We start from the raw sequence: 18,360 nt of genomic DNA on the forward strand, positions 1-18,360 counted from the left end.
GTCCCAGACTCGCAGCGGCGCGCACGCCGCACCATCGGGGTAACCCCCGAACAGACCCTGGTCGAGCGGTCGGACCTTACTGCTGCGTCGTGTCGGCGCCCGCGGTGGTCGTCGGGGTCGTGGGCTCCTCGTCGGCGACCCACAGCTCGTCGTCGGCGCGGAAGGTCTGCCACACCGCATACAGGAGGCCGACGGCGGCAACGATCCCGAGACCGATCGCGATCACACCACCGGCGCCGGGGCCGGACTTCTTCGCGGGAGCCTTCGGCTTCTTCGAGAGCTCCTTGCCCGCCTTCTTGAAGTCGCCGGCGAAGGCGGCCGCACGAGCGGCGCGGGCGTGGTCGACCACGGAGAGCGCAGTGCCGACGGCCGTGCCCACAGCGGGGATGACGTCCGTCACCACGCGCTGACGCGCCTGGCCGGCATAGTGGGTCGCCGTGTCCTTCGCGGTCTGAGCCGCGGGGCGCACGTACTGGTCGTAGCCGTCACGGACGCGCGGCGCGATCTCCTCACGGGTGTAGTAGGCCGCCTGCTTGCGCGCCTCGGCAGCGAGGGCGTTGGCGGTGGCCAGCACCTCCTGCTGCTGGGTCCACAGGTCCTCGGCTCCGCTGCGCAGTCGCTTGAGCTCCTTCTTGCGCTTCCGTGTCAGGCTCATCTGTTCCTCCGTTGGTCGGGGTGGCGACTGACTCCATCTTGCCACCGAAAGGGCTGGGGATGGCCCGAGAGGTCTCGAGCCCGCCCAAGTCAGCTATACGCGCTGTGCAAGAATTGGTGCCATGTCTAAGCACACCGCTGTCGCCACGCTCCACACTAACTACGGAGACATCAAGGTCAACCTCTTCGGCAACCACGCGCCGAAGACGGTGCGGAACTTCGTCGGGCTGGCGACGGGCGAGATCGAGTGGACGCACCCCGCCACCGGAGAGAAGTCGAAGACTCCTCTCTACGACGGCGTCGTCTTCCACCGCATCATCCCGGGCTTCATGATCCAGGGCGGCGACCCGCTCGGACAGGGCGTGGGCGGACCGGGCTACCAGTTCGACGACGAGATCAGCCCCGACCTCGACTTCACGCGGCCGTACATCCTGGCCATGGCGAACGCCGGCATCCAGGGCGGCCGCGGCACCAACGGCTCTCAGTTCTTCATCACGGTCGCGCCGACGACGTGGCTGCAGGGCAAGCACACCATCTTCGGCGAGGTCGCCGACGACGCGTCCCGCAAGATCGTCGACAAGCTGGCCGAGGTCCCGACGGACGCTCGCGACCGGCCGCTGGACGACGTCGTGATCGAGTCCATCGACATCGAGCAGGTCTGAGGAAGGACGGGCGAGCAGGACACATGACTCAGCCCGTCGACGCGCGCGCCAACTACTGTTACCGGCATCCCGATCGGGAGAGCTACGTGCTCTGCCAGCGGTGCGGCCGGACCATCTGCGGCGAATGCCAGACCCCGGGCGCGGTCGGGGTCGTCTGCCCGGAATGCATGGCGCAGCAGCGCGCTACCCACCCGCGGACGAAGCCGGCGTGGGTGACGCGGCTCACCGGCTCCGGCGCTCCGGTCGTCACCTACGCGATCATCGCGGTCTGCGTGCTCGTGTTCATCGTCCAGACCCTGGGGTCGTTGCTCGGCCTCCCGGTCAATTCGGCGTTGGTCTATGCCGGGGCGTACTCGTATCCGAGCGGGACGTTCGGCGTGGGCTTCGAGCCGTGGCGGATGTTCACCAGCGTGTTCGCGCACGCCAACATCATCCACATCGCCCTGAACATGTACACGCTGTTCATCTTCGGGATGGCCCTCGAGCCCCTGCTCGGTCGCGCGCGTTACCTCGCGCTCTTCCTGATCAGCGGGTTCGCGGGATCGCTGGGTGTGCTGCTGCTGGCCTCGCCGGTCCAACCCGTCCTCGGGGCCTCCGGCGCAATCTTCGGTCTGTTCGGTGCGTTCTTCATCATCCAGCGCCGTCTGGGCGGGAGCGCGACGCAGATGCTCGTGCTGCTGGCGATCAACCTCGGCATCGGATTCCTCCCGGGGTTCAACATCGCGTGGCAGGCGCACGTCGGCGGACTGATCGGCGGCGTCCTTGTCGGACTCATCTATGTGGAGACCCGGCAGCCGCAGCGGCGACGCTGGCAGCTGCCGCTCCTCGCTCTGCTGTGCGTCATCTTCGTCGCCGTGAGCGTCATCCACTTCTTCGTGTAGTTCCCCACACGGCGTGGATAAGTTATCCACAGGCTTATTAACATTGTGAGGAATTACACGCCTGTAACTCTCCACAGGCTTATTAACACTGGGGAAATCAGCGTCGAACGTGCGGCAACTGTTCACAGGGGGCCTGTGGAGAACTGTGGAAAACACGAAGCCCGGGGCGGCTGATGCCGTCCCGGGCCTCACAAGACACGGAGAATCGCGGGCTACCGCCAGCGCGTGGTCATCAGGAAGCCGATGAACGCGATGCCGAAGCCGACGAGGATGTTCCAGGCGCCGAGCGCGGGGATGGGGTACTGGTTCTGGCTGACGTAGAAGACGATGATCCAGATCAGGCCGAGCAGCATGAAGCCGAACATAACCGGCTTGAACCATACGGGGTTCGGGGCCTCTTCGCCGGATGCCGCGGCGCTGCGCTCGGCGCGGACGGGGCGCTCGGTTCTGGTCTTGGACTTGCTGCGTGCCATAGCACCACAGTGTAGCGGGGAAGCTCCTGAGGACGTTGATCCCCCCGTCCGGGGGAGGCCTGTGGACAACCGTGACGATTCTCAGCGAGCATCCCTAGAATCAGCGACGTGACTTCGAGGGGAACCCGCGCCGGACGGCCGCATCGCCGACCGACGGTGGTCGGCGTCCTCGGTGAGCTGCTGATCACGGCCGGAGTCCTGGTCCTGCTGTTCCTCGGCTGGCAGATCTGGTGGAACAACCTCGTCCTGGCCGGCCAGCAGACGAACGCCGCCGCCCAGCAGAGCCAGAAGTGGATCGACGACGCCATGAAGGCGCCGAAGCCCACGCCCGAGACCTCCACCGCACAGGTCGATCCGCCCGTGATGGCGAAGCCCGCTCCGTATCAGCCGTTCGCGGTCATCTACGTCCCGCGGCTCGGGCCGGACTGGAAGCGGACCATCCGACAGACCGTCGATGTCGAACGCGTTCTCAACAGCTACACCGCGGGGGTCGGCCACTACATCGACACGCAGCTGCCGGGTCAGGTCGGCAATTTCGCCGTCGCCGGCCACGACTCGGGATGGGGCAACACCTTCATCGACCTCTCCAAGCTGCGCATCGGCGACCGGATTTACGTGCAGACCGCCGACGGCTGGTACACCTACACCTTCCGCAACTTCGAGTACGTGCAGCCCTCGGCCGTCCAAGTCCTGCTGCCCGTTCCCCGTCAGCCGCAAGCCACCCCCACTGAGCGGCTCATGACCATCACGACCTGCAATCCGCCGTTCCACGCGGGGGAGCGGCTCATCGCCTACAACGTCTTCCAGTCGTTCGCACCGCCGCAGGACGTTCCGAGCGAGATCGCCGCAGCGGTCGGGCAGGGAGGCTGACATGTACGGAGCTCTGTGGCGCGTGCTGCCCGGTCCGGTCTGGCTGCGCATCATCCTGCTGCTCGTGCTCGTGGCCGTGGTGCTGTTCGCCCTGGTGACCTGGGTGTTCCCCTGGGTGGATTCGCTCCTCGGGCCGCAGGAAGGTACCGTGGGGCCGTGACTCGCGTACTCGTCATCGACAACTACGACAGCTTCGTCTACACGCTGAACGGCTACCTGCGCGAACTCGGCGCGGAGACCGACGTCGTGCGCAACGACGACGTCGCCGTGGCCGACCTCCCCGCGAAGCTCGCCGAGTACGACGCCGTGCTCGTCTCACCCGGACCGGGCAAGCCGGCCGACGCGGGAGTCTCCATCCCGGCTGTCGAACAGGCCCTGCGCACCGGCCAGCCGCTCCTCGGTGTGTGCCTCGGGCACCAGGCCATCGCGGAGGCGTTCGGCGGCGTGGTCACCAACGCCGAAGAACTCATGCACGGCAAGACCTCGCAGGTCACCCACGACGATAGCGCCCTGTTCGACGGTGTCGCTCAGCCGTTCACGGCCACGCGGTACCACTCGCTGGCCGTGGTCGACGGGACGCTCCCCGAGGATCTTCACGTGACCGCGCGCACCGCCGGCGGCGTGATCATGGCCTTGCAGCACGCAGACGCGCCGATCTACGGCGTCCAGTTCCACCCGGAGTCGGTGCTCACCGAGGGCGGCTACCGGATGCTCGGCAACTGGCTCGAGGTAGCCGGTCTGGCGGGCGCCGCGGAGGCATCCCGCTCGCTCAACCCGCTCGTCAAGCTGGGCTGAGCCAGGCGCTGACCCAGACGCGAGCCGAACCCCGCCGGCCGCTCGGACTCAGCCCGAGCAGTACGTGAGGTCGACCGTCGTGCCCTGGGGCACATCGCCCGGACTGACCGACTGGGTGTGCACCATCGTCGCGCCCTTGTCCTGCGGGCAGCTGGGGTCGGGCTTCGGATTGCCGGTCAGGCCGAGCTGCGACAGGATCCCGGTGGCCGCTTGGATGGTCTGACCGGTCAGATCGGTCAGAGTCACCTTGCCGCTCGACACATGGAGGCCGATCGGATCGCCCTCGTGCGCCGAGGTGTTCGCGGCCGGATCCGTCTTGATCACCACATTCGCGGGCACGCTCGACGAGTTCTCCGAGGTGGTCGGGCCGACGGTGAGCCCCGCCTGTTGGAGCGCCTGCGTTGCAGCATCCACGGTCATGTTGTGGACATCCGGGACGGTGACGGTCTTCTTGCCGGTCGAGACGTAGAGCGTGATGGTGTCGCCCGACGCCACCACGATGCCGGCACCCGGATCCGTCCGGATCACCTGGCCCTCGGCGTAAGTGGGGCTCGCCTCGGTGACCTGCGCCCACTTCAGCTTCATGTCGTCGAGCTGCGCGGTGGCCTTGTCGAGCGTCTGGCCCGACAGGTTCGGCACTTTGTGCGACGAGTCCGGCATCGTCGTGCTCGGCGCGAGCCGCAGCACCCAGGCGAGCACGGCCACGATGACGACCGCCATGATCGCGATGCCCGCCCAGATCCAGATCACCGGTGGGCGACGCTGGGTGCGCGTCATAGTCTGGTCTTCGGCCAGCTGACGGAACGCGGCCTCCGGACCGGAGACGGCGCTCGGCGGAGCGCCGAACAGGGTCTCGGCCAGCTCGTCCTCATGCTTGCGCTTCGGGATGCGGCCCGCGGCGGCCTCTTCGAGGTCGGCACGGAACTCCGCCACCGTCTGGTAGCGCTCGAAGCGGTCCTTCGTCATCGCGCGGGCGACGACGACATCCATCGCCGGCGACACCTTGGGGTTGATGGTGCTCGGCGGGACGGCGGTCTCGCTGACGTGCTGGTACGCGATCGCGACCGGGGTGTCACCGCGGAACGGCGGACGCCCTGTCAGCATCTCGAATAGCACAACGCCGGTGGAATACAGGTCGGTGCGGGCGTCGACGGACTCGCCCTTGGCCTGCTCCGGAGAGAAGTAACTGGCCGTGCCGAGAACCGCGGTGGTCTGCGCCACGGTCGCCGAGGAGTCGCTGATGGCGCGGGCGATGCCGAAGTCCATCACCTTCACCTGTCCGGTCTTCGTGATCATCACGTTGCCCGGCTTGATGTCGCGGTGCACGACGCCGGCGCGATGCGAGTACTCGAGCGCGGTGAGGATGCCCTCGGTGATGCGCACGGCCTCCGCACGCTCCAGGGGGCCCTTCTTGATGAGGTCCTTGAGGAGGACGCCGTCGACGTACTCCATGACGATGAAGGGCAGCTGCGCCTCGTGGCCGTTCGGCTCGCGCACCGTCTCTTCGCCGGCGTCGAAGACGCGGACGATCGTCGGGTGCGTCATGCGAGCCGCGGCCTGCGCCTCCTGGCGGAACCGGGTGCGGAACGCCGGGTCGGTGGCGAGGGACGGCTTGAGCAGCTTGATGGCGACCGTGCGGCCCAAGCGGGTGTCGGTGCCGCGATGGACGTCCGACATACCGCCCCGGCCGATGAGTTCGCCCACCTGATATCGGCCTGCGAGCAGGCGGCTATCTGGGCTCAATGCGAACTCCTTCTCGGTGACGACTCCGGCTAGTGTAGCGGGGCGATTCTGGATGTCTCCTCGGGCGTATTCGGCTGCTCAGCCGTTGCCGCCGCCGGTCCCGCCGCCGCCGGTCCCTCCTCCGGTGCCGCCGCCTCCACCGCCAGAGGTCGGCGGTGCGGCGACGACCTCGTACGACGTCGCGGGCGACTGGCTCGACTCCACCGACTCACCGCAGAAGATCGTGTACGTCAGCTGGTACGTGGCCGCGGTGCTCGGCGACCACACCATCTTGGTGTCGTTGACCGGAGTCTGCGGCTGCCCGTTGATGTACAGGCGGCGGCCGACCAGGTTCTGTCCTGCGGGGCAGGTGGCGGAACCGAAGTTGACCGTGATCTGCGAGTTCGGGGTGCCCTGACCCGACGGCGGCGTGGCCGAGACGGTGTCGGTCGGCGTCGGGATCGGCGCGACGGGTCCGTAGACCTTCACCGAGACGGTCGAGCCCTTCGGCACCGGGCCGGTCGGGTTGACCGAGTAGACCTTGTTGGCCTGGTCGTTGGTGGTCGCCGCGTTGCCCTGCGAGACGTCCGCGACCATCCCGAGGCCCTGCAGCTTGTCGCGGGCCTGGTCGGCGGTGAGGCCGAGGAAGTCGCTCTCCGTGATCTGGACCGTGTTGCTGGTGGGCGTCGGGGTGGGCTTCGGCGACGTCGGCTGCGTCTGCGTCGGAGTGGTCGACGGCGTGGGCGTCGGAGCCGTCTTCGGCGCGACCACCAGCGTGATGATCGTGCCGATCAGGACGAGCGCCAGCAGGGCGATGAGCGCGATCAGCGGCCACGTCCAGCGGCTGCGCTTGCGCTCCTCGACGGGGGCGGCGGCCTCCTCGTCGACGACCGGCGCGACGGCGGTCGCCGGGAGCACGGTGGTCGCGGCCGTCGGAGCCGCGGGCGGCTGCATGAGGACGGTCGCGGCATCGGTCAGGGCTGCGCCCCCGAGGATAGCGGGCACGGACTGGGCGGCGGCGCGCACGTCGCCGCGGCGGAGCGCCTGGGCGGCACGCGCCAGGTGGGCGGCGGAGGCGGGGCGGTCGGCCGGGTTCTTGGCGATGCACGCGAACACGAGGTTGCGCACGGGCTCCGCGACGGTGGCGGGGAGTTCCGGCGGCGCCTCGTTGATCTGCGCCATGGCGATGGCGACCTGCGACTCGCCGGTGAACGGCCGTCGGCCGGCCAGGCACTCGTACGCGACGATCCCGAGCGAGTAGATGTCGGTGGTCGGGGAGGCGGGGTGACCGGAGGCCTGCTCGGGAGAGAGGTACTGCACGGTGCCCATGACCTGGCCGGTCGCGGTGAGGGGCACCTGGTCGGCGATCCGGGCGATACCGAAGTCGGTGATCTTGACGCGACCGTCGGGCGTGATGAGGAGGTTGCCTGGCTTGATGTCGCGGTGGACGAGACCGGCGGCGTGAGCGGCGTGCAGAGCGGCCGCCGTCTGGGCGACGATGTCGAGCGTGCGGTCGGTGCTGAGGACGTGCTCCCGCTCCAGGATGCTCGAGAGCGCCTCGCCGGGGACGAGCTCCATGACCAGGAACGCGCTTCCGTCCTCCTCGCCGTAGTCGTACACGTTGGCGATGCCCTCGTGGTTGACGAGGGCGGCGTGGCGCGCCTCCGCACGGAAGCGCTCGAGGAAGCCCGGGTCGCCGAGGTACTCGTCCTTCAGGATCTTGATGGCGACGGTACGACCGATGACGAGGTCGGTGGCCTGCCACACCTCGCCCATACCGCCGATCGCGATCCGCGACTGCAGCTCGTAACGTCCCCCGAAGGTGAGCCCTGCTGTGGGTCTCATTTATTCAGCACCGCCTCTAGTACTTTCCTCGCGATCGGGGCAGCGACGGAGTTACCCGTGCCGCTCTGACCCTGTCCACCGCCATTTTCGACAACTACAGCCACAGCGAACTCCGGGTCGTTCGCCGGCGCGAAACCGGTGAACCACAGCGAGTAGGGGTCGTCATCCCCGTTCTGCGCCGTGCCCGTCTTACCGCCGACCTGAACCCCACCTATTCTTGCATTGCTCGCCACGCCGTGATCGACGCCGTCGACCATCATCTGCTTGATGGTGTCGGCGTTCTGCTGGCTCAGCGGCTGCGAGAACTCCTTGGGCTGGAAGCTCTCCAGCGTCTGCAGATCGGGTGACCGGATGGAGTCCACCAGGTTCGGGGTCATCAGCGTGCCGCCGTTGGCGATCGCCGCCGAGACCATCGCCATCTGCAGCGGCGTCGCGCGGTCGTCCTTCTGGCCGAAGGAGCCCAGCGCGCGCGCGGCAGCGTCGGGATAGAGCGGGTAGACGCTTTTCTCGACCGGGATGGGGATGTTGAACGACTGGTTGAACCCGAACTTGTCGGCCTGGTCCTTGATGACCTCGGGCTTGAGCTGCATCCCGAGCTCCGCGAACGGGATGTTGCACGACAGGATCTGTGCGGTCGCGATCGAGACCGTCGCGCCCGGCCCGCAGGTCGTGAGCGAGTCGTTCTTGACGACGGTGGGGGAGTCGGGCAGCGGGAGGGAGGCCGGGTTGGGGAGCTGGCTGTCCTTCGTGTACTGCCCGGTGCCGAAGGCGGAAGCGCTCATCACCGGCTTGAACGTCGATCCGGGCGGGTTCAGGTCTCCGCCGATCGTCCGGTTGATGAGGGGGTCGCCCGGGGCGGCGAGGAGCTGGTCGTAGGTCGACTCCACCGCCTTGCCGTCGTGCGACGCCAGGGTGTTCGGGTCGTACGTGGGCTTGGAGACCATCGCCAGGATCTTCCCGGTCTTGGGCTGCAGCAGCACCACGGCGCCCTGGTAGTCGCCCAGCGCATCCCACGCCGCCTGCTGCGCCACCGGGTCGATCGTCGTCTCGACCGTCGCGCCCTGCGGGTTCTTGCCGGTCAGGATGGCGTTGACGCGTTCGAAGAACTGGGAGTTCGACGAGCCGCTCAGCTTGGAGTTGAGGGCGCCCTCGAGGCCGGTCGGCTCTCCGTTGATCGGGAAGAAGCCCGTCACGGCCGAGTAGAGGGGACCGTTGCTGTAGACGCGCTGCCACTTGTAGACGTCGTTGGACGGCACGGACTGCGCGATCGGCTGCCCGGCGACGAGGATCGCGCCGCGCTGCGCCGAGTAGCTGTCGTTCAGGGCACGCGTGTTTCGCGCGTCGGCACCCAGCGCATCCGCCTGGAACACCTGGAGGATGGAGGTGGACACCAGCAGCGCCAGGAACATCGCCAGCACGATCGTGCTGACGCGCTTGATCTCGCGGTTCATCTCAGCTCACCACCAGCCGGGGTTGATTGCGGACGGTGTCGGACAGTCGCAGCAGCAGCGCCACGATGATCCAGTTGGCGACCAGCGACGACCCGCCGGCGGCGAGGAACGGCGTCGTCAGCCCGGTGAGCGGGATGACGCGGGTCACACCGCCGATCACGATGAAGCACTGCAGCGCCACGGTGAACGACAGGCCGACGGCGAGCAGCTTGCCGAAGTCGTCCGCCCCCGCGAAGCCGATGCGCAGGCCGCGCGCGACGAACACCAGGTACAGCGCGAAGATGGCGAAGATGCCGGCGAGGCCCAGCTCCTCGCCCAGGCTCGCGATGATGTAGTCGCTCTGCGAGACCGGGGTGATCCACGGCTGGCCCTGGCCGAGGCCGGTTCCGATCAGCCCTCCGTGCGCGAGCCCGAACAGCCCCTGGACCAGCTGGAAGCTGCCGCCCTGCGCGTCATAGACGCCCTGCGAGAAGGGGGTCAGCCAGTTCGCGAAGCGGTCGTGCACGTACGGGAGCACCTGGCTGGCGACGACGGCGCCGCCGACGATGAGCAGGAGGCCGAGGATCACCCAGCTGATGCGCGCCGTGGCGACGTAGAGCATGACGAGGAACAGGCCGAAGATGAGCAGACCGGTTCCGAGGTCGCGCTGGAAGACGATGACGGCCATCGACATGAGCCAGACGATGAGGATCGGACCGAGGTCCCGAGCGCGCGGGAACCGCATCCCGAGGAACTTCTTACCGACCATGGAGAGGGAGTCGCGCGCCTGGACCAGGTAGCCGGCGAAGAAGATCGCGAGGCAGATCTTCGCGATCTCGCCCGGCTGGAAGCTGAACGGGCCGATCCCGATCCACACCCGGGCGCCGTAGATCTCGCGGCCGATGCCCGGCAGCATGGGCAGCAGCAGGAGCACGAGCGCGGCGAACCCGAAGAGATAGGTGTAGCGCTGCAGGATGCGGTGGTTGCGGATGAGGACCACGACGAGGATCGCGCAGATGATCGCGATGGCGCTCCACACGATCTGCTTGACGCCCGCGCTGTCCCATCCGGCGTCCTTGTAGTGGATGTCGATGCGGTAGATCTCGGCGATGCCGATACCGGTCAGAAGTGTCGCGATCGGCAGCAGGAACGGGTCGGCCTGCGGGGCGACGAACCGGAGTGCGATGTGCATGCCCAGCACCAGTGCCGAGAGCCCGGCGCCGAGGTAGACCAGCGTGAGATCGACGTGTCCGAGCGCGCCCAGCTGCACCAGCACGACGGCCGCCGCGTTGATGGCGCACGCGATGACGAGGAGGAACAGCTCGCGGTTGCGCAGCTTCGCGGGCAGGCGCAGCCGCTTGACCGGCCCGGTCGCGTCCCGGGTCGGTTTCGCCTGCTCGCGCGCGGCCGTCCTACTGTCCGCCGGCATCGCTCAACTGCTCCACGATCGTCTTGGCCGCCGGAAGGTCGTCGGCGTTGATGGTCTGCTCCACCTGTTGCTTGTCGTACTCCGGGAGGTCGTCCACCTTCACGTCGGACTCCTCGTACAGGTGCGAGAGACTGATGGGCCCGATGCCCTGCTGGACCCCCTGGTAGATCGCGACGTGCCGGTCGGGCGACATGCCCACGTAGTAGCGGGACTGCGTCCACTGATAGCCGAAGAAGATGGCGAGCACGATGGCGACGACCAGCAGGATGAGGCCGATCATCCAGGTGAGCCGGCGGCGCCGCACGCGACGGGCGTCCTCCTCGATCAGCTCGTCGAGGTAGTCCTCGGACTGCGGCTCGAAGTGCGTGGGGCCCGTCGCCGGACGGATCGGGTGCAGGCGCAATCCGGGAAGGCGCGCCGCGCGGGTGGTCGGTTTCGGCTCGGCGCCGAACTGGAGCGGCGACGCGGCCGACCCGACCGTGACCGGCTCCTTCACCACGTCGCCGCGGCCCGTGTCGGCGATGTCGACGATGACGACGGTGACATTGTCAGGGGCGCCGGCGTCGAGGCTGTGCTTCAGCAGACGGTCGGCGACCTGCTTCGGGCCGTCCTTCGACGCGAGCGCCGCGAGCATGTCGTCGTGCTTCACCACGCCGCTCAAGCCATCGGAGCAGATCAGCCAGCGGTCGCCCGGGCGCGTGTCGAGCGTCCAGGTGTCGATCTCGGGGGACGCATCCACATCGCCCAGCACGCGCATCAGCACAGAGCGGCGTGGATGGACCATCGCCTCCTCCTCGGTGATGCGGCCGCTGTCGACAAGGCGCTGCACGAAGGTATGGTCCGTCGTGACCTGCTTCAACTCGCCGTCGCGGTACAGGTAGATGCGGGAGTCGCCGATGTGAGCGAACGCGATCTGGTCGCCGACGCGGACCATCGCGCTGACGGTGGTGCCCATGCCGGTGAGCTCGGGATGCTCGAACACGGTCTCGGCGAGGAGCGAGTTGGCGGCGATCAATGCGGACTGCAGGGCGAACTCGGCTTCGGAGGCGGAGGCGTACTCGCGGTCGGCCTCGCGGATGCGGGTGACCGCGATCGCCGAGGCGACGTCACCGCCGGCGTGACCGCCCATGCCGTCGGCGACGACGAACAGGTCCCGGCCGGCGTAGCCCGAGTCCTGGTTGTTCGAGCGGATCTTCCCGACGTGGGAGAGGGCCGCCGCCTTGTTCGCCGCCACCGTCTACCGCCGCAGCTCGAACGTGGTCGTGCCGATCTTGATCGGCGTGTCGAGCGGGACCTGGGTCGGGACGGTCACCCGGCGGCCGTCGAGGAACGTGCCGTTGGTGGAGTCGAGATCCTGGATCATCCACTCGTCGTTCCAGAGGAGCAGGCGGGCGTGGTGGGTGGAGGTGTAGTCGTCGCGGATGACGAGGTTCGACTCGCCGGAGCGGCCGATGGTGATGGGATCGCGGCCGAGGGGGAGCTCGGTCCCGGCGCGCGGTCCGGAGGTGATGACGAGGCGGTGCGCACTCTGCACACTCGCGTTCGTGTGGCCGCCCGCTCGGTTGGCGCCGGACGGCAGCGACGAGACCGGTGCCGACTTCATCACGGGCTCCGTGGGGCCGGCGGGCGCTGCGGCGGCGGGGGCGCTCGCCGCGGCTCCGGCCGGGAACGGTGAGGCGGGTGCAGGCTGAGCCGATTCCGGCAGCTTGCGGACACGCTGGCCGAACATGTCGCTGCGGAGTGCGTAGACGATGCCGAAGACGAAGAGCCAGAGGACCAGCAGGAAGCCGAACCGCAGCACCAGCAGGGTCAGCTCGCTCGGGTTCACGAGGGGCTCCAGAAGTTGCCGACGTCGTGTCGCCGGGTGGCGTCCTCCGCACGGCCACGAGGAGCGGGCGCCGCCTGGGGGAGCACGCGGAACACGATGCGGGTGCGGCCGAGGGTCACGACGGACTCGGGCTCCAGGATCGCCTTGCGCAAGGGCTCTCCGTCGAGCTTGGTGCCGTTGGTCGAGCCGAGGTCCTCCACCTGGGCGCGGCGGCCATCCCACGTGATCATGACGTGGCGGCGGGAGATGCCGGTGTCGTCGACCGTGATGTCGGCGTCGGCCCCACGTCCGACGACGGTGCGGGAGTGGGTGAGCGGGTAGTGCTTGCCGTTGATGTCGAGGACCGGGGTCCAGGCGACGTCGCCCTTCACGTTCTCAGACTCGACCTGGAGCATCCCGACGGACAGGTCCGAGTCTTCCGCGAGGTCGATGGAGATGCCGCCCGCGAAGGCGTAGTGCTGGCTCGCCGCGTGCTTCTGCACGAAGTCGATCAGCTCGTCGGTGAGGGCCGCGCCCATCGACCGCATGCGCGCGTAGTCGGCGGACGACATCCGCAGCACGAAGCTGTTGGGAGCGAGGACGCGGTCGCGCGCGACCACGGCGGCCTTCGTGTCGAGTTCCTTGCGGAGCGCGCTGGTGAGCTCGACCGGCTGCAGCCCGGAGCGGAAGGTCTTCGCGAACGCGCCGTTGACGGCGCGCTCGAGCCCCCGCTCGAAGTTGTCCAGAATGCCCACAGTCTCCCGCTTCCGGCTCGATGACTACATGCATGTTAGTCGGAACCCTGGAAAAGGGACTGGCTATACGGTGAAGATCAGCCCTGCGGAGGACGCCCGGATTCGTGAACGATCCCGGCGTCGTGTTAGAGTTCCTGGGTTCGCGCGAGTGGCGGAATTGGCAGACGCGCTGGCTTCAGGTGCCAGTGCCCGCAAGGGCGTGGGGGTTCAAGTCCCCCCTCGCGCACGGACGTGAAAGGGCCGGATCGAGACATCGATCCGGCCCTTTCTGCATGGTGCACGCCTACCGGAGGGTCACCGAGTTGGCCTGGTCGTTCATGCTGCCGAGCGACGACGCGTTGACGGCGTAGCCGTAGGACGCACCCGTGTACGCCGTGCCCTGCCACAGCTTGGTGCTGCATCCGGAGAAGCTCTTGAACGAGCTGACCCTGCCCGACCAGCCGACGTTTCCGAGCGGGCCGAAGTACCAGGTGGTGCTTCCGTTGCAGGCGCTCGAGTTGGTGATCTGGAAGAACGATCCGCCGTAGCCTGCGTCGTCGAAGAGCTGGCTCTGCACGAAGGTAGCGCGCACACCCTCGGGGAGGATGCGGGCGGCGGATGCGGCGTCGGTGGCGGCGACCGGCCAGCTCGGCGGCGTGACCACCAACAGGTTGGTCTGCTCCAGCACGGCCCGGTTGAGATCCTCGCCGGCGTCCACGCACACCAGCGAGCGTGTGCCCAGGTCGTACGAGCAGGACTGCGCGGGCGGCTCGGCAGCGGCGGCGGGCGCGACCGTCACGAACGTCGCCGCGATGGCCGCCGCCGCAGCCAGGACCGACGCCGCACGCCGCGCCGAAACAGACGATCTCTTCATCGACTTCCCCCCGAAGCGGATACTGCCCGGCCCCCTGCCGCGCACGCCCATTCTGCCCCACCGAGGTCGCGGCCGACCGATTTCGAGATTCGTTGAGAGGATTCGGCGGGGGGACACATTTCCTGGATATGAGCGAGTTGGCCGAGCCGCACCGTGCGGCGGATGCGGGGGAGGAGTCCGTTCCGACGGACCTCGACCTGCTTCGGCGACTCGCCGACGGCAGCAAGGCCGCGCTCGCCGCCCTCTACGACCGGTACAGCCGCGTCGTCTACGCCTACACGGCCGCGCGTCTCGAACCCCGCGAGGATGTGGAGGAGATCAGCCAGGACGTCTTCGTCACCCTCTGGCGCAAACGGGCGACCATCACCATCGCCGGCGAGTCGGTCCTTCCCTGGCTGCTCGTCACCAGCCGCAACCTGATCGCCAACCGTCGCCGCTCCCTCCAGGTGGTGGAGAAGCGCCGCAGCGACAGTCCCGTCGACGGATCACTCGCCGACGCCCGTCCGGGGCCGGAGGAGCTCGCCGAACGCGGCCAGCTGCTCGCCTACGTCGAATCCGTGGTCGCCGCGCTCACCGAGCCCGACCGCACCGTGTTCGAGCTGTGCATCCGAGGCGATCACAGCTATGAGGAGGCAGCCCGCCAGGTGGGCCTGAGCGAGGGCGCCGTCCGCAACCGCCTCTCCCGGCTCCGCGGGCGCCTCCGGAACGAACTCCGCACCCTCAGGGGGATGCCATGACCCATCACGACCTCCTGCCCACCGACGAGCGCTTCGAACAGATCAAGGCGAACCTGTTCGAGACCATCGCCGTCGACGACCGCCGCCGGACCCGGAAGCACCGCATCATCGCCATCGGAGTAGCCGGCGCCATCGTCGCCGGGACCACGGCCGGCGCGATCGCCGTCGCCCTCGCCTCCCAAGGCCAGATCAACAACGTCACCGATTGCTACGCGGCTGCCGACCTGAACTCCCGTCACGGCACCTCGGTGATGGTGACCGCCGACCTCGACGAGAAGACTCCGAACGCGCTCGATGCGCGCATCCGTCTGGCCGAGGACATGTGCGCGGCCACCTGGCGCACCGGCGTGTTCTCACCGGAAGGATCCTCCAGCACGGCGGAGTATCCGGTGCCCCACCTCGAGACCTGCCAGCTGCCCGACGGGCGACTGGCCGTGTTCCCCTCCGACCAGGCCCTCAGCGCGCTGTGCTCGCGACTGGGCCTCACGATCCCGCGCGAGTGATGAGAAGGGGTACTCCACCACGCGCGGGAGAAGGGACGGTGCCCGCCGCAACAGACGCCTGGGGGAAGGCGGCGGCGGGCACCTCCCGGCCTCACATCCGAGAACGACGAACCGACGACAGACAGAGCAGCAAGACAGAGAAGAAGGAGACGCCATGAAGACCATCGACCCGGCCGCGCTGGAGCTGCCGCCCACGGAGCCCATCGACATGACGGCGCTCATCCAGCAGGCGCTCGCTGTCGAGAGCTGAGCGGGGCCGTTCGGCGCGCCGGGCTCGGCTCACGCGTGCAGGGCGCGCAGAGCGAGCCAGGCCGCCGTGCGGTCGTCCGCATCGGCGAGCGAGAGCCCGAGAAGGCCCTCGACGCGGTGGATGCGCGCGGTGAGCGTCTGCCGGTGGACGCCGAGGCGCTCAGCGGTGGCGCCCCAGGCGCCGTTCTCGGCGAGGAACACCCGGAGCGTCTCGGTCAGCTCGCCGTGGCGGCCCGCGGCATCCCGCAGCGGGTCGAGCAGCCGCGCGATGCGTCGGGCGTCGTCGCCGTCGAGCCGGTCGAGCACGAGCGAGATGGTGGGGATGGACCGGTAGCGGACCACGCGCCGGCCCTCCGCCCGCGCCGACTCGACCGCGTGCCGTGCCTCGGCCGCGCTCCCGGCCAGGGCGTCGGTCGGCGCCGGCGTGCCCACGCCCAGGAACATCGCGGACGAGTACGCCTCCACGCGGGCTGCGACCGCATCCACGTGGTCGTCGCGGAGGAACCCGGTCACCAGGCCGTGACTCTCGGTGTGGATGTGGGCGGCGCCGAGTTCGTCGAGCCAGTGCGATACCAGCCGCTCCACCTCGACGGATGCGGACGCGCGGTCAGGGCGAACGCGGTCAGCGAGCTCTCGTGCACGCCCCATTTCCGCAGGAGGGAGACGGCGGGCGGCCCGCCGGTGAGCAGCGCGTCGATCATGACCGCGCGTCCGAGCCGTTCGGTGCGCGTCGGGTCGTCCGTCCGGAGCACCAGGTCGAGCAGCGCGGCCGCCTGCGACCCGAGTTCGCGGGCGCGGCTCGACGACTCCGTCCGCGGGCTGACGACCAGCCGGGCCGAGAGGTCCTCGCCGGAGCCGACGGTGTGCACCTGCAGCGAGCGGTGGCGCACGCGCACCGGACGGGAGAGCGCGACGGCCATCGCATCCTGCACGTGCAGGCCGCCGGCGCCCGCGCTCGTGATGACCTGACCGTGCCGGTCGAGGAGGACGACCCACCCGTCGATGCGGTGCGCGAGTTCGGCCACGACGCCGGAGACGCCGCCGCGGCGGGCAGCCAGGGTCAGTACCTTCATCGCGCTGGTGACCGCACGATCCTCGGCGGCCTGGTCGACGGCCAGGAGGGCGGTGAGGCTGGGGGCGAGGAGGGCGTCGGAGGCCGAGGTGCCGACGATCGCGGTCGTGCCGGTCCGGTCGAGCGCCCGGAGGAGTGCCGGGTCGGCCCCGTGGCTGACGATGACGGCGTGCCGGATGGCCTCCGCGCGCTCGTCGTCCGCGCTGAGGGCGGCCGCGGCGGCTCGGGCGGGCGCCACGACGAGCGTCGCGAACGCCGGGTGGCCGACGACGGAGAAGTCGTCGAGGCCGACCACGGCGTCTACGCGCATCCCGGCGTCGAGACGGCCGTCGACCAGCCTGCCGTGAAGGGAACGCGCGACGGAGGCGATGTCGCGGCTCATGGCCTCAGTGTACGGAATGTCGAATCAGCGAGGCGTACCCACACTTTCTGTGAATGACACCGGCTGCGAGCGCTTCCTAGCATCGAGCGAGACCCGCACACGAAGGAGTACCCATGCAGGCCGTCGTCTTCACGGAACCGTCCGAGCCCATCCAGTTCACCGAGGTGGACCTCGCGGCCCCCGGCCCGGGGGAGGTGCGCGTGCGCATCGCCGCGGCGGGCGTCTGCCACTCGGACCTGCACGTCAAGCGCGGCGAGTGGGATGCTCCGGCGCCGCTCGTCATGGGACACGAGGGTTCCGGCGTGGTCACCGAACTCGGAGAGGGCGTCACCTCCCTGGCCGTCGGCGACCACGTCGTCCTCAGCTGGGTGCCGCCGTGCGGCGACTGCCGGTACTGCCGCTCCGGCCACGAGGCGCGCTGCCAGAAGGTCGCCACCATCGTCGCCCCGAAGGGCGTGCTGTTCGACGGCACCTCGCGCCTCTCGCGCGACGGTGAGACCATCCACCACTACCTGGGCGTCTCATCGTTCGCCGAAGAGGTCGTCGTGCCGGCATCAGGCGCGGTGAAGGTGCGCGACGACGCGCCTCTCGACGTGATCGCGGTCGTCGGCTGCGCGGTCGCTACGGGCGTCGGGGCAGTGCTCAACACTGCAGCAGTCGAGCCGGGCTCCACCGTCGCGGTGATCGGCTGCGGAGGCGTCGGCCTCAACGTGGTGCAGGGCGCGCGCCTGGCCGGGGCCGAGCGGATCGTCGCGATCGACGTGCTCCCCGACAAGACCCAGATGGCCCTGCAGTTCGGCGCCACCGACCGGATCGACGCCTCCCGGGCGGATGCGGTCGAGCAGCTGTTCGAGCTCATCCCGGACGGCGTCGACTACGCGTTCGACGCGATCGGCCGCACCTCCACGACCGAACAGGCGATCCGGATGCTCGGGCTCGGCGGTGCCGCCGTCATCGTCGGCCTGCCGCCGACCGGCGCGAAGGCGTCGTTCGAGCCGCTCGTGCTGGCGGAGGCGGACCAGCGCATCCTCGGGTCGAACTACGGCTCCGTGCGCCCGTCCATCGACATCCCCGCCCTGGTCGACCGCTACATGGACGGCCAGCTGCTGCTCGACCCGCTGATCTCGGGCCGGCGCCCACTCGCGGAGGCGGCGGAGGCCTTCGACGACCTCGAGGCCGGCTCCGTGCTCCGCACCCTCCTCATCCCCTAGCCCCCGAACCCGAAACGACTCACTGGAGAG

General features: G+C 69.0%; 20 protein-coding genes and 1 tRNA gene. 9 read left to right on the forward strand and 12 right to left on the reverse strand.

The features are described from left to right. Positions 1-76 precede the first annotated feature (76 nt). Entirely contained in the window at positions 77-655 is a 579-nt protein-coding gene (locus tag J2Y42_RS04800) for a hypothetical protein (RefSeq protein WP_309855509.1), read from the reverse strand. 121 nt (positions 656-776) lie between these two features. Between J2Y42_RS04800 and J2Y42_RS04805 the strand changes: the two genes are divergently transcribed. Both J2Y42_RS04805 and J2Y42_RS04810 read left to right on the forward strand, forming a co-directional pair. Next, positions 777-1,316, forward strand: coding sequence for a peptidylprolyl isomerase (locus J2Y42_RS04805; RefSeq protein ID WP_309855510.1), 540 nt, complete (start codon positions 777-779; stop codon positions 1,314-1,316). A gap of 23 nt (positions 1,317-1,339) precedes the next feature. After that, the gene (locus tag J2Y42_RS04810) at positions 1,340-2,197 is read left to right on the forward strand and encodes a rhomboid family intramembrane serine protease (protein WP_309855512.1); all 858 of its coding nucleotides are present in this window, start codon (positions 1,340-1,342) and stop codon (positions 2,195-2,197) included. A gap of 212 nt (positions 2,198-2,409) precedes the next feature. On the opposite strand, the gene J2Y42_RS04815 is transcribed toward J2Y42_RS04810, so the two are convergent. Then, complete coding sequence (locus tag J2Y42_RS04815) at positions 2,410-2,670, reverse strand: cell division protein CrgA (protein WP_018189048.1); 261 nt, start codon at positions 2,668-2,670, stop codon at positions 2,410-2,412. A 108-nt stretch (positions 2,671-2,778) separates the two neighbouring features. Between J2Y42_RS04815 and J2Y42_RS04820 the strand changes: the two genes are divergently transcribed. Genes J2Y42_RS04820 through J2Y42_RS04830 form a run of 3 tightly spaced genes read left to right on the forward strand, consistent with a single transcriptional unit; the run spans position 2,779 to position 4,335 of the window. Beyond that, positions 2,779-3,540 (forward strand): class E sortase, encoded by a 762-nt coding sequence (locus tag J2Y42_RS04820; protein WP_309855514.1) that lies wholly within the window; start codon positions 2,779-2,781, stop codon positions 3,538-3,540. Between the two features lies 1 nt (position 3,541). Further along, positions 3,542-3,700: a hypothetical protein gene (locus tag J2Y42_RS04825; RefSeq protein WP_018189050.1), complete on the forward strand. Its 159-nt coding sequence runs from the start codon at positions 3,542-3,544 to the stop codon at positions 3,698-3,700. After that, positions 3,697-4,335, forward strand: coding sequence for a glutamine amidotransferase-related protein (locus tag J2Y42_RS04830; RefSeq protein WP_309855516.1), 639 nt, complete (start codon positions 3,697-3,699; stop codon positions 4,333-4,335). Before J2Y42_RS04825 ends, J2Y42_RS04830 begins: the two co-directional genes overlap by 4 nt. A gap of 48 nt (positions 4,336-4,383) precedes the next feature. Here J2Y42_RS04830 and pknB read toward each other — a convergent pair whose 3' ends face one another. The 7 genes from pknB to J2Y42_RS04865 all read right to left on the reverse strand — a co-directional run bounded on the left by pknB (position 4,384) and on the right by J2Y42_RS04865 (position 13,323). Beyond that, entirely contained in the window at positions 4,384-6,078 is a 1,695-nt protein-coding gene (pknB, locus tag J2Y42_RS04835) for a Stk1 family PASTA domain-containing Ser/Thr kinase (RefSeq protein ID WP_309855517.1), read from the reverse strand. Positions 6,079-6,156: 78 nt separating this feature from the next. Beyond that, positions 6,157-7,902, reverse strand: a complete 1,746-nt coding sequence (locus J2Y42_RS04840) for a serine/threonine protein kinase (RefSeq protein WP_309855520.1) — start codon at positions 7,900-7,902, stop codon at positions 6,157-6,159. Beyond that, positions 7,899-9,353, reverse strand: coding sequence for a penicillin-binding transpeptidase domain-containing protein (locus tag J2Y42_RS04845; RefSeq protein ID WP_309855522.1), 1,455 nt, complete (start codon positions 9,351-9,353; stop codon positions 7,899-7,901). The genes J2Y42_RS04840 and J2Y42_RS04845 overlap by 4 nt, the downstream gene beginning before the upstream one ends. A gap of 1 nt (position 9,354) precedes the next feature. Then, positions 9,355-10,761, reverse strand: coding sequence for an FtsW/RodA/SpoVE family cell cycle protein (locus tag J2Y42_RS04850; protein ID WP_309855524.1), 1,407 nt, complete (start codon positions 10,759-10,761; stop codon positions 9,355-9,357). Beyond that, positions 10,745-11,995 carry a Stp1/IreP family PP2C-type Ser/Thr phosphatase gene (locus tag J2Y42_RS04855; protein WP_309855525.1) on the reverse strand — a complete coding sequence of 417 codons (1,251 nt, stop codon included), beginning with the start codon at positions 11,993-11,995 and terminating at the stop codon, positions 10,745-10,747. The genes J2Y42_RS04850 and J2Y42_RS04855 overlap by 17 nt, the downstream gene beginning before the upstream one ends. A 3-nt stretch (positions 11,996-11,998) precedes the next feature. Further along, positions 11,999-12,589, reverse strand: a complete 591-nt coding sequence (locus J2Y42_RS04860) for an FHA domain-containing protein (RefSeq protein ID WP_309855527.1) — start codon at positions 12,587-12,589, stop codon at positions 11,999-12,001. Continuing rightward, positions 12,586-13,323 carry a DUF3662 and FHA domain-containing protein gene (locus J2Y42_RS04865; RefSeq protein WP_309855529.1) on the reverse strand — a complete coding sequence of 246 codons (738 nt, stop codon included), beginning with the start codon at positions 13,321-13,323 and terminating at the stop codon, positions 12,586-12,588. Before J2Y42_RS04865 ends, J2Y42_RS04860 begins: the two co-directional genes overlap by 4 nt. A 142-nt stretch (positions 13,324-13,465) precedes the next feature. Between J2Y42_RS04865 and J2Y42_RS04870 the strand changes: the two genes are divergently transcribed. Beyond that, positions 13,466-13,549 (forward strand) — tRNA-Leu (locus J2Y42_RS04870). A 57-nt stretch (positions 13,550-13,606) separates the two neighbouring features. Here the strand turns inward: J2Y42_RS04870 and J2Y42_RS04875 are convergent. Next, a complete protein-coding gene (locus J2Y42_RS04875) occupies positions 13,607-14,176 on the reverse strand; it encodes a hypothetical protein (protein ID WP_309855532.1) in 570 nt (189 codons plus the stop codon). A gap of 128 nt (positions 14,177-14,304) precedes the next feature. Between J2Y42_RS04875 and J2Y42_RS04880 the strand changes: the two genes are divergently transcribed. Together J2Y42_RS04880 and J2Y42_RS04885 are read left to right on the forward strand one after the other, a co-directional pair. Then, a complete protein-coding gene (locus tag J2Y42_RS04880) occupies positions 14,305-14,913 on the forward strand; it encodes a sigma-70 family RNA polymerase sigma factor (RefSeq protein ID WP_309855534.1) in 609 nt (202 codons plus the stop codon). Then, positions 14,910-15,416, forward strand: coding sequence for a hypothetical protein (locus J2Y42_RS04885; protein ID WP_309855536.1), 507 nt, complete (start codon positions 14,910-14,912; stop codon positions 15,414-15,416). The genes J2Y42_RS04880 and J2Y42_RS04885 overlap by 4 nt, the downstream gene beginning before the upstream one ends. A gap of 279 nt (positions 15,417-15,695) precedes the next feature. On the opposite strand, the gene J2Y42_RS04890 is transcribed toward J2Y42_RS04885, so the two are convergent. Both J2Y42_RS04890 and J2Y42_RS04895 read right to left on the reverse strand, forming a co-directional pair. Next, positions 15,696-16,178 (reverse strand): helix-turn-helix domain-containing protein, encoded by a 483-nt coding sequence (locus J2Y42_RS04890; protein WP_309855538.1) that lies wholly within the window; start codon positions 16,176-16,178, stop codon positions 15,696-15,698. Next, positions 16,175-17,119, reverse strand: coding sequence for a hypothetical protein (locus tag J2Y42_RS04895; protein WP_309855540.1), 945 nt, complete (start codon positions 17,117-17,119; stop codon positions 16,175-16,177). The genes J2Y42_RS04890 and J2Y42_RS04895 overlap by 4 nt, the downstream gene beginning before the upstream one ends. 113 nt (positions 17,120-17,232) lie before the next feature. Between J2Y42_RS04895 and J2Y42_RS04900 the strand changes: the two genes are divergently transcribed. Then, positions 17,233-18,330 (forward strand): Zn-dependent alcohol dehydrogenase, encoded by a 1,098-nt coding sequence (locus tag J2Y42_RS04900; RefSeq protein WP_309855541.1) that lies wholly within the window; start codon positions 17,233-17,235, stop codon positions 18,328-18,330. Positions 18,331-18,360 lie beyond the last annotated feature (30 nt).

Origin of the sequence: Leifsonia sp. 1010 (genome assembly GCF_031455295.1) — a bacterium.
In the GTDB taxonomy this organism is placed as follows: Bacteria; Actinomycetota; Actinomycetes; order Actinomycetales; family Microbacteriaceae; genus Leifsonia.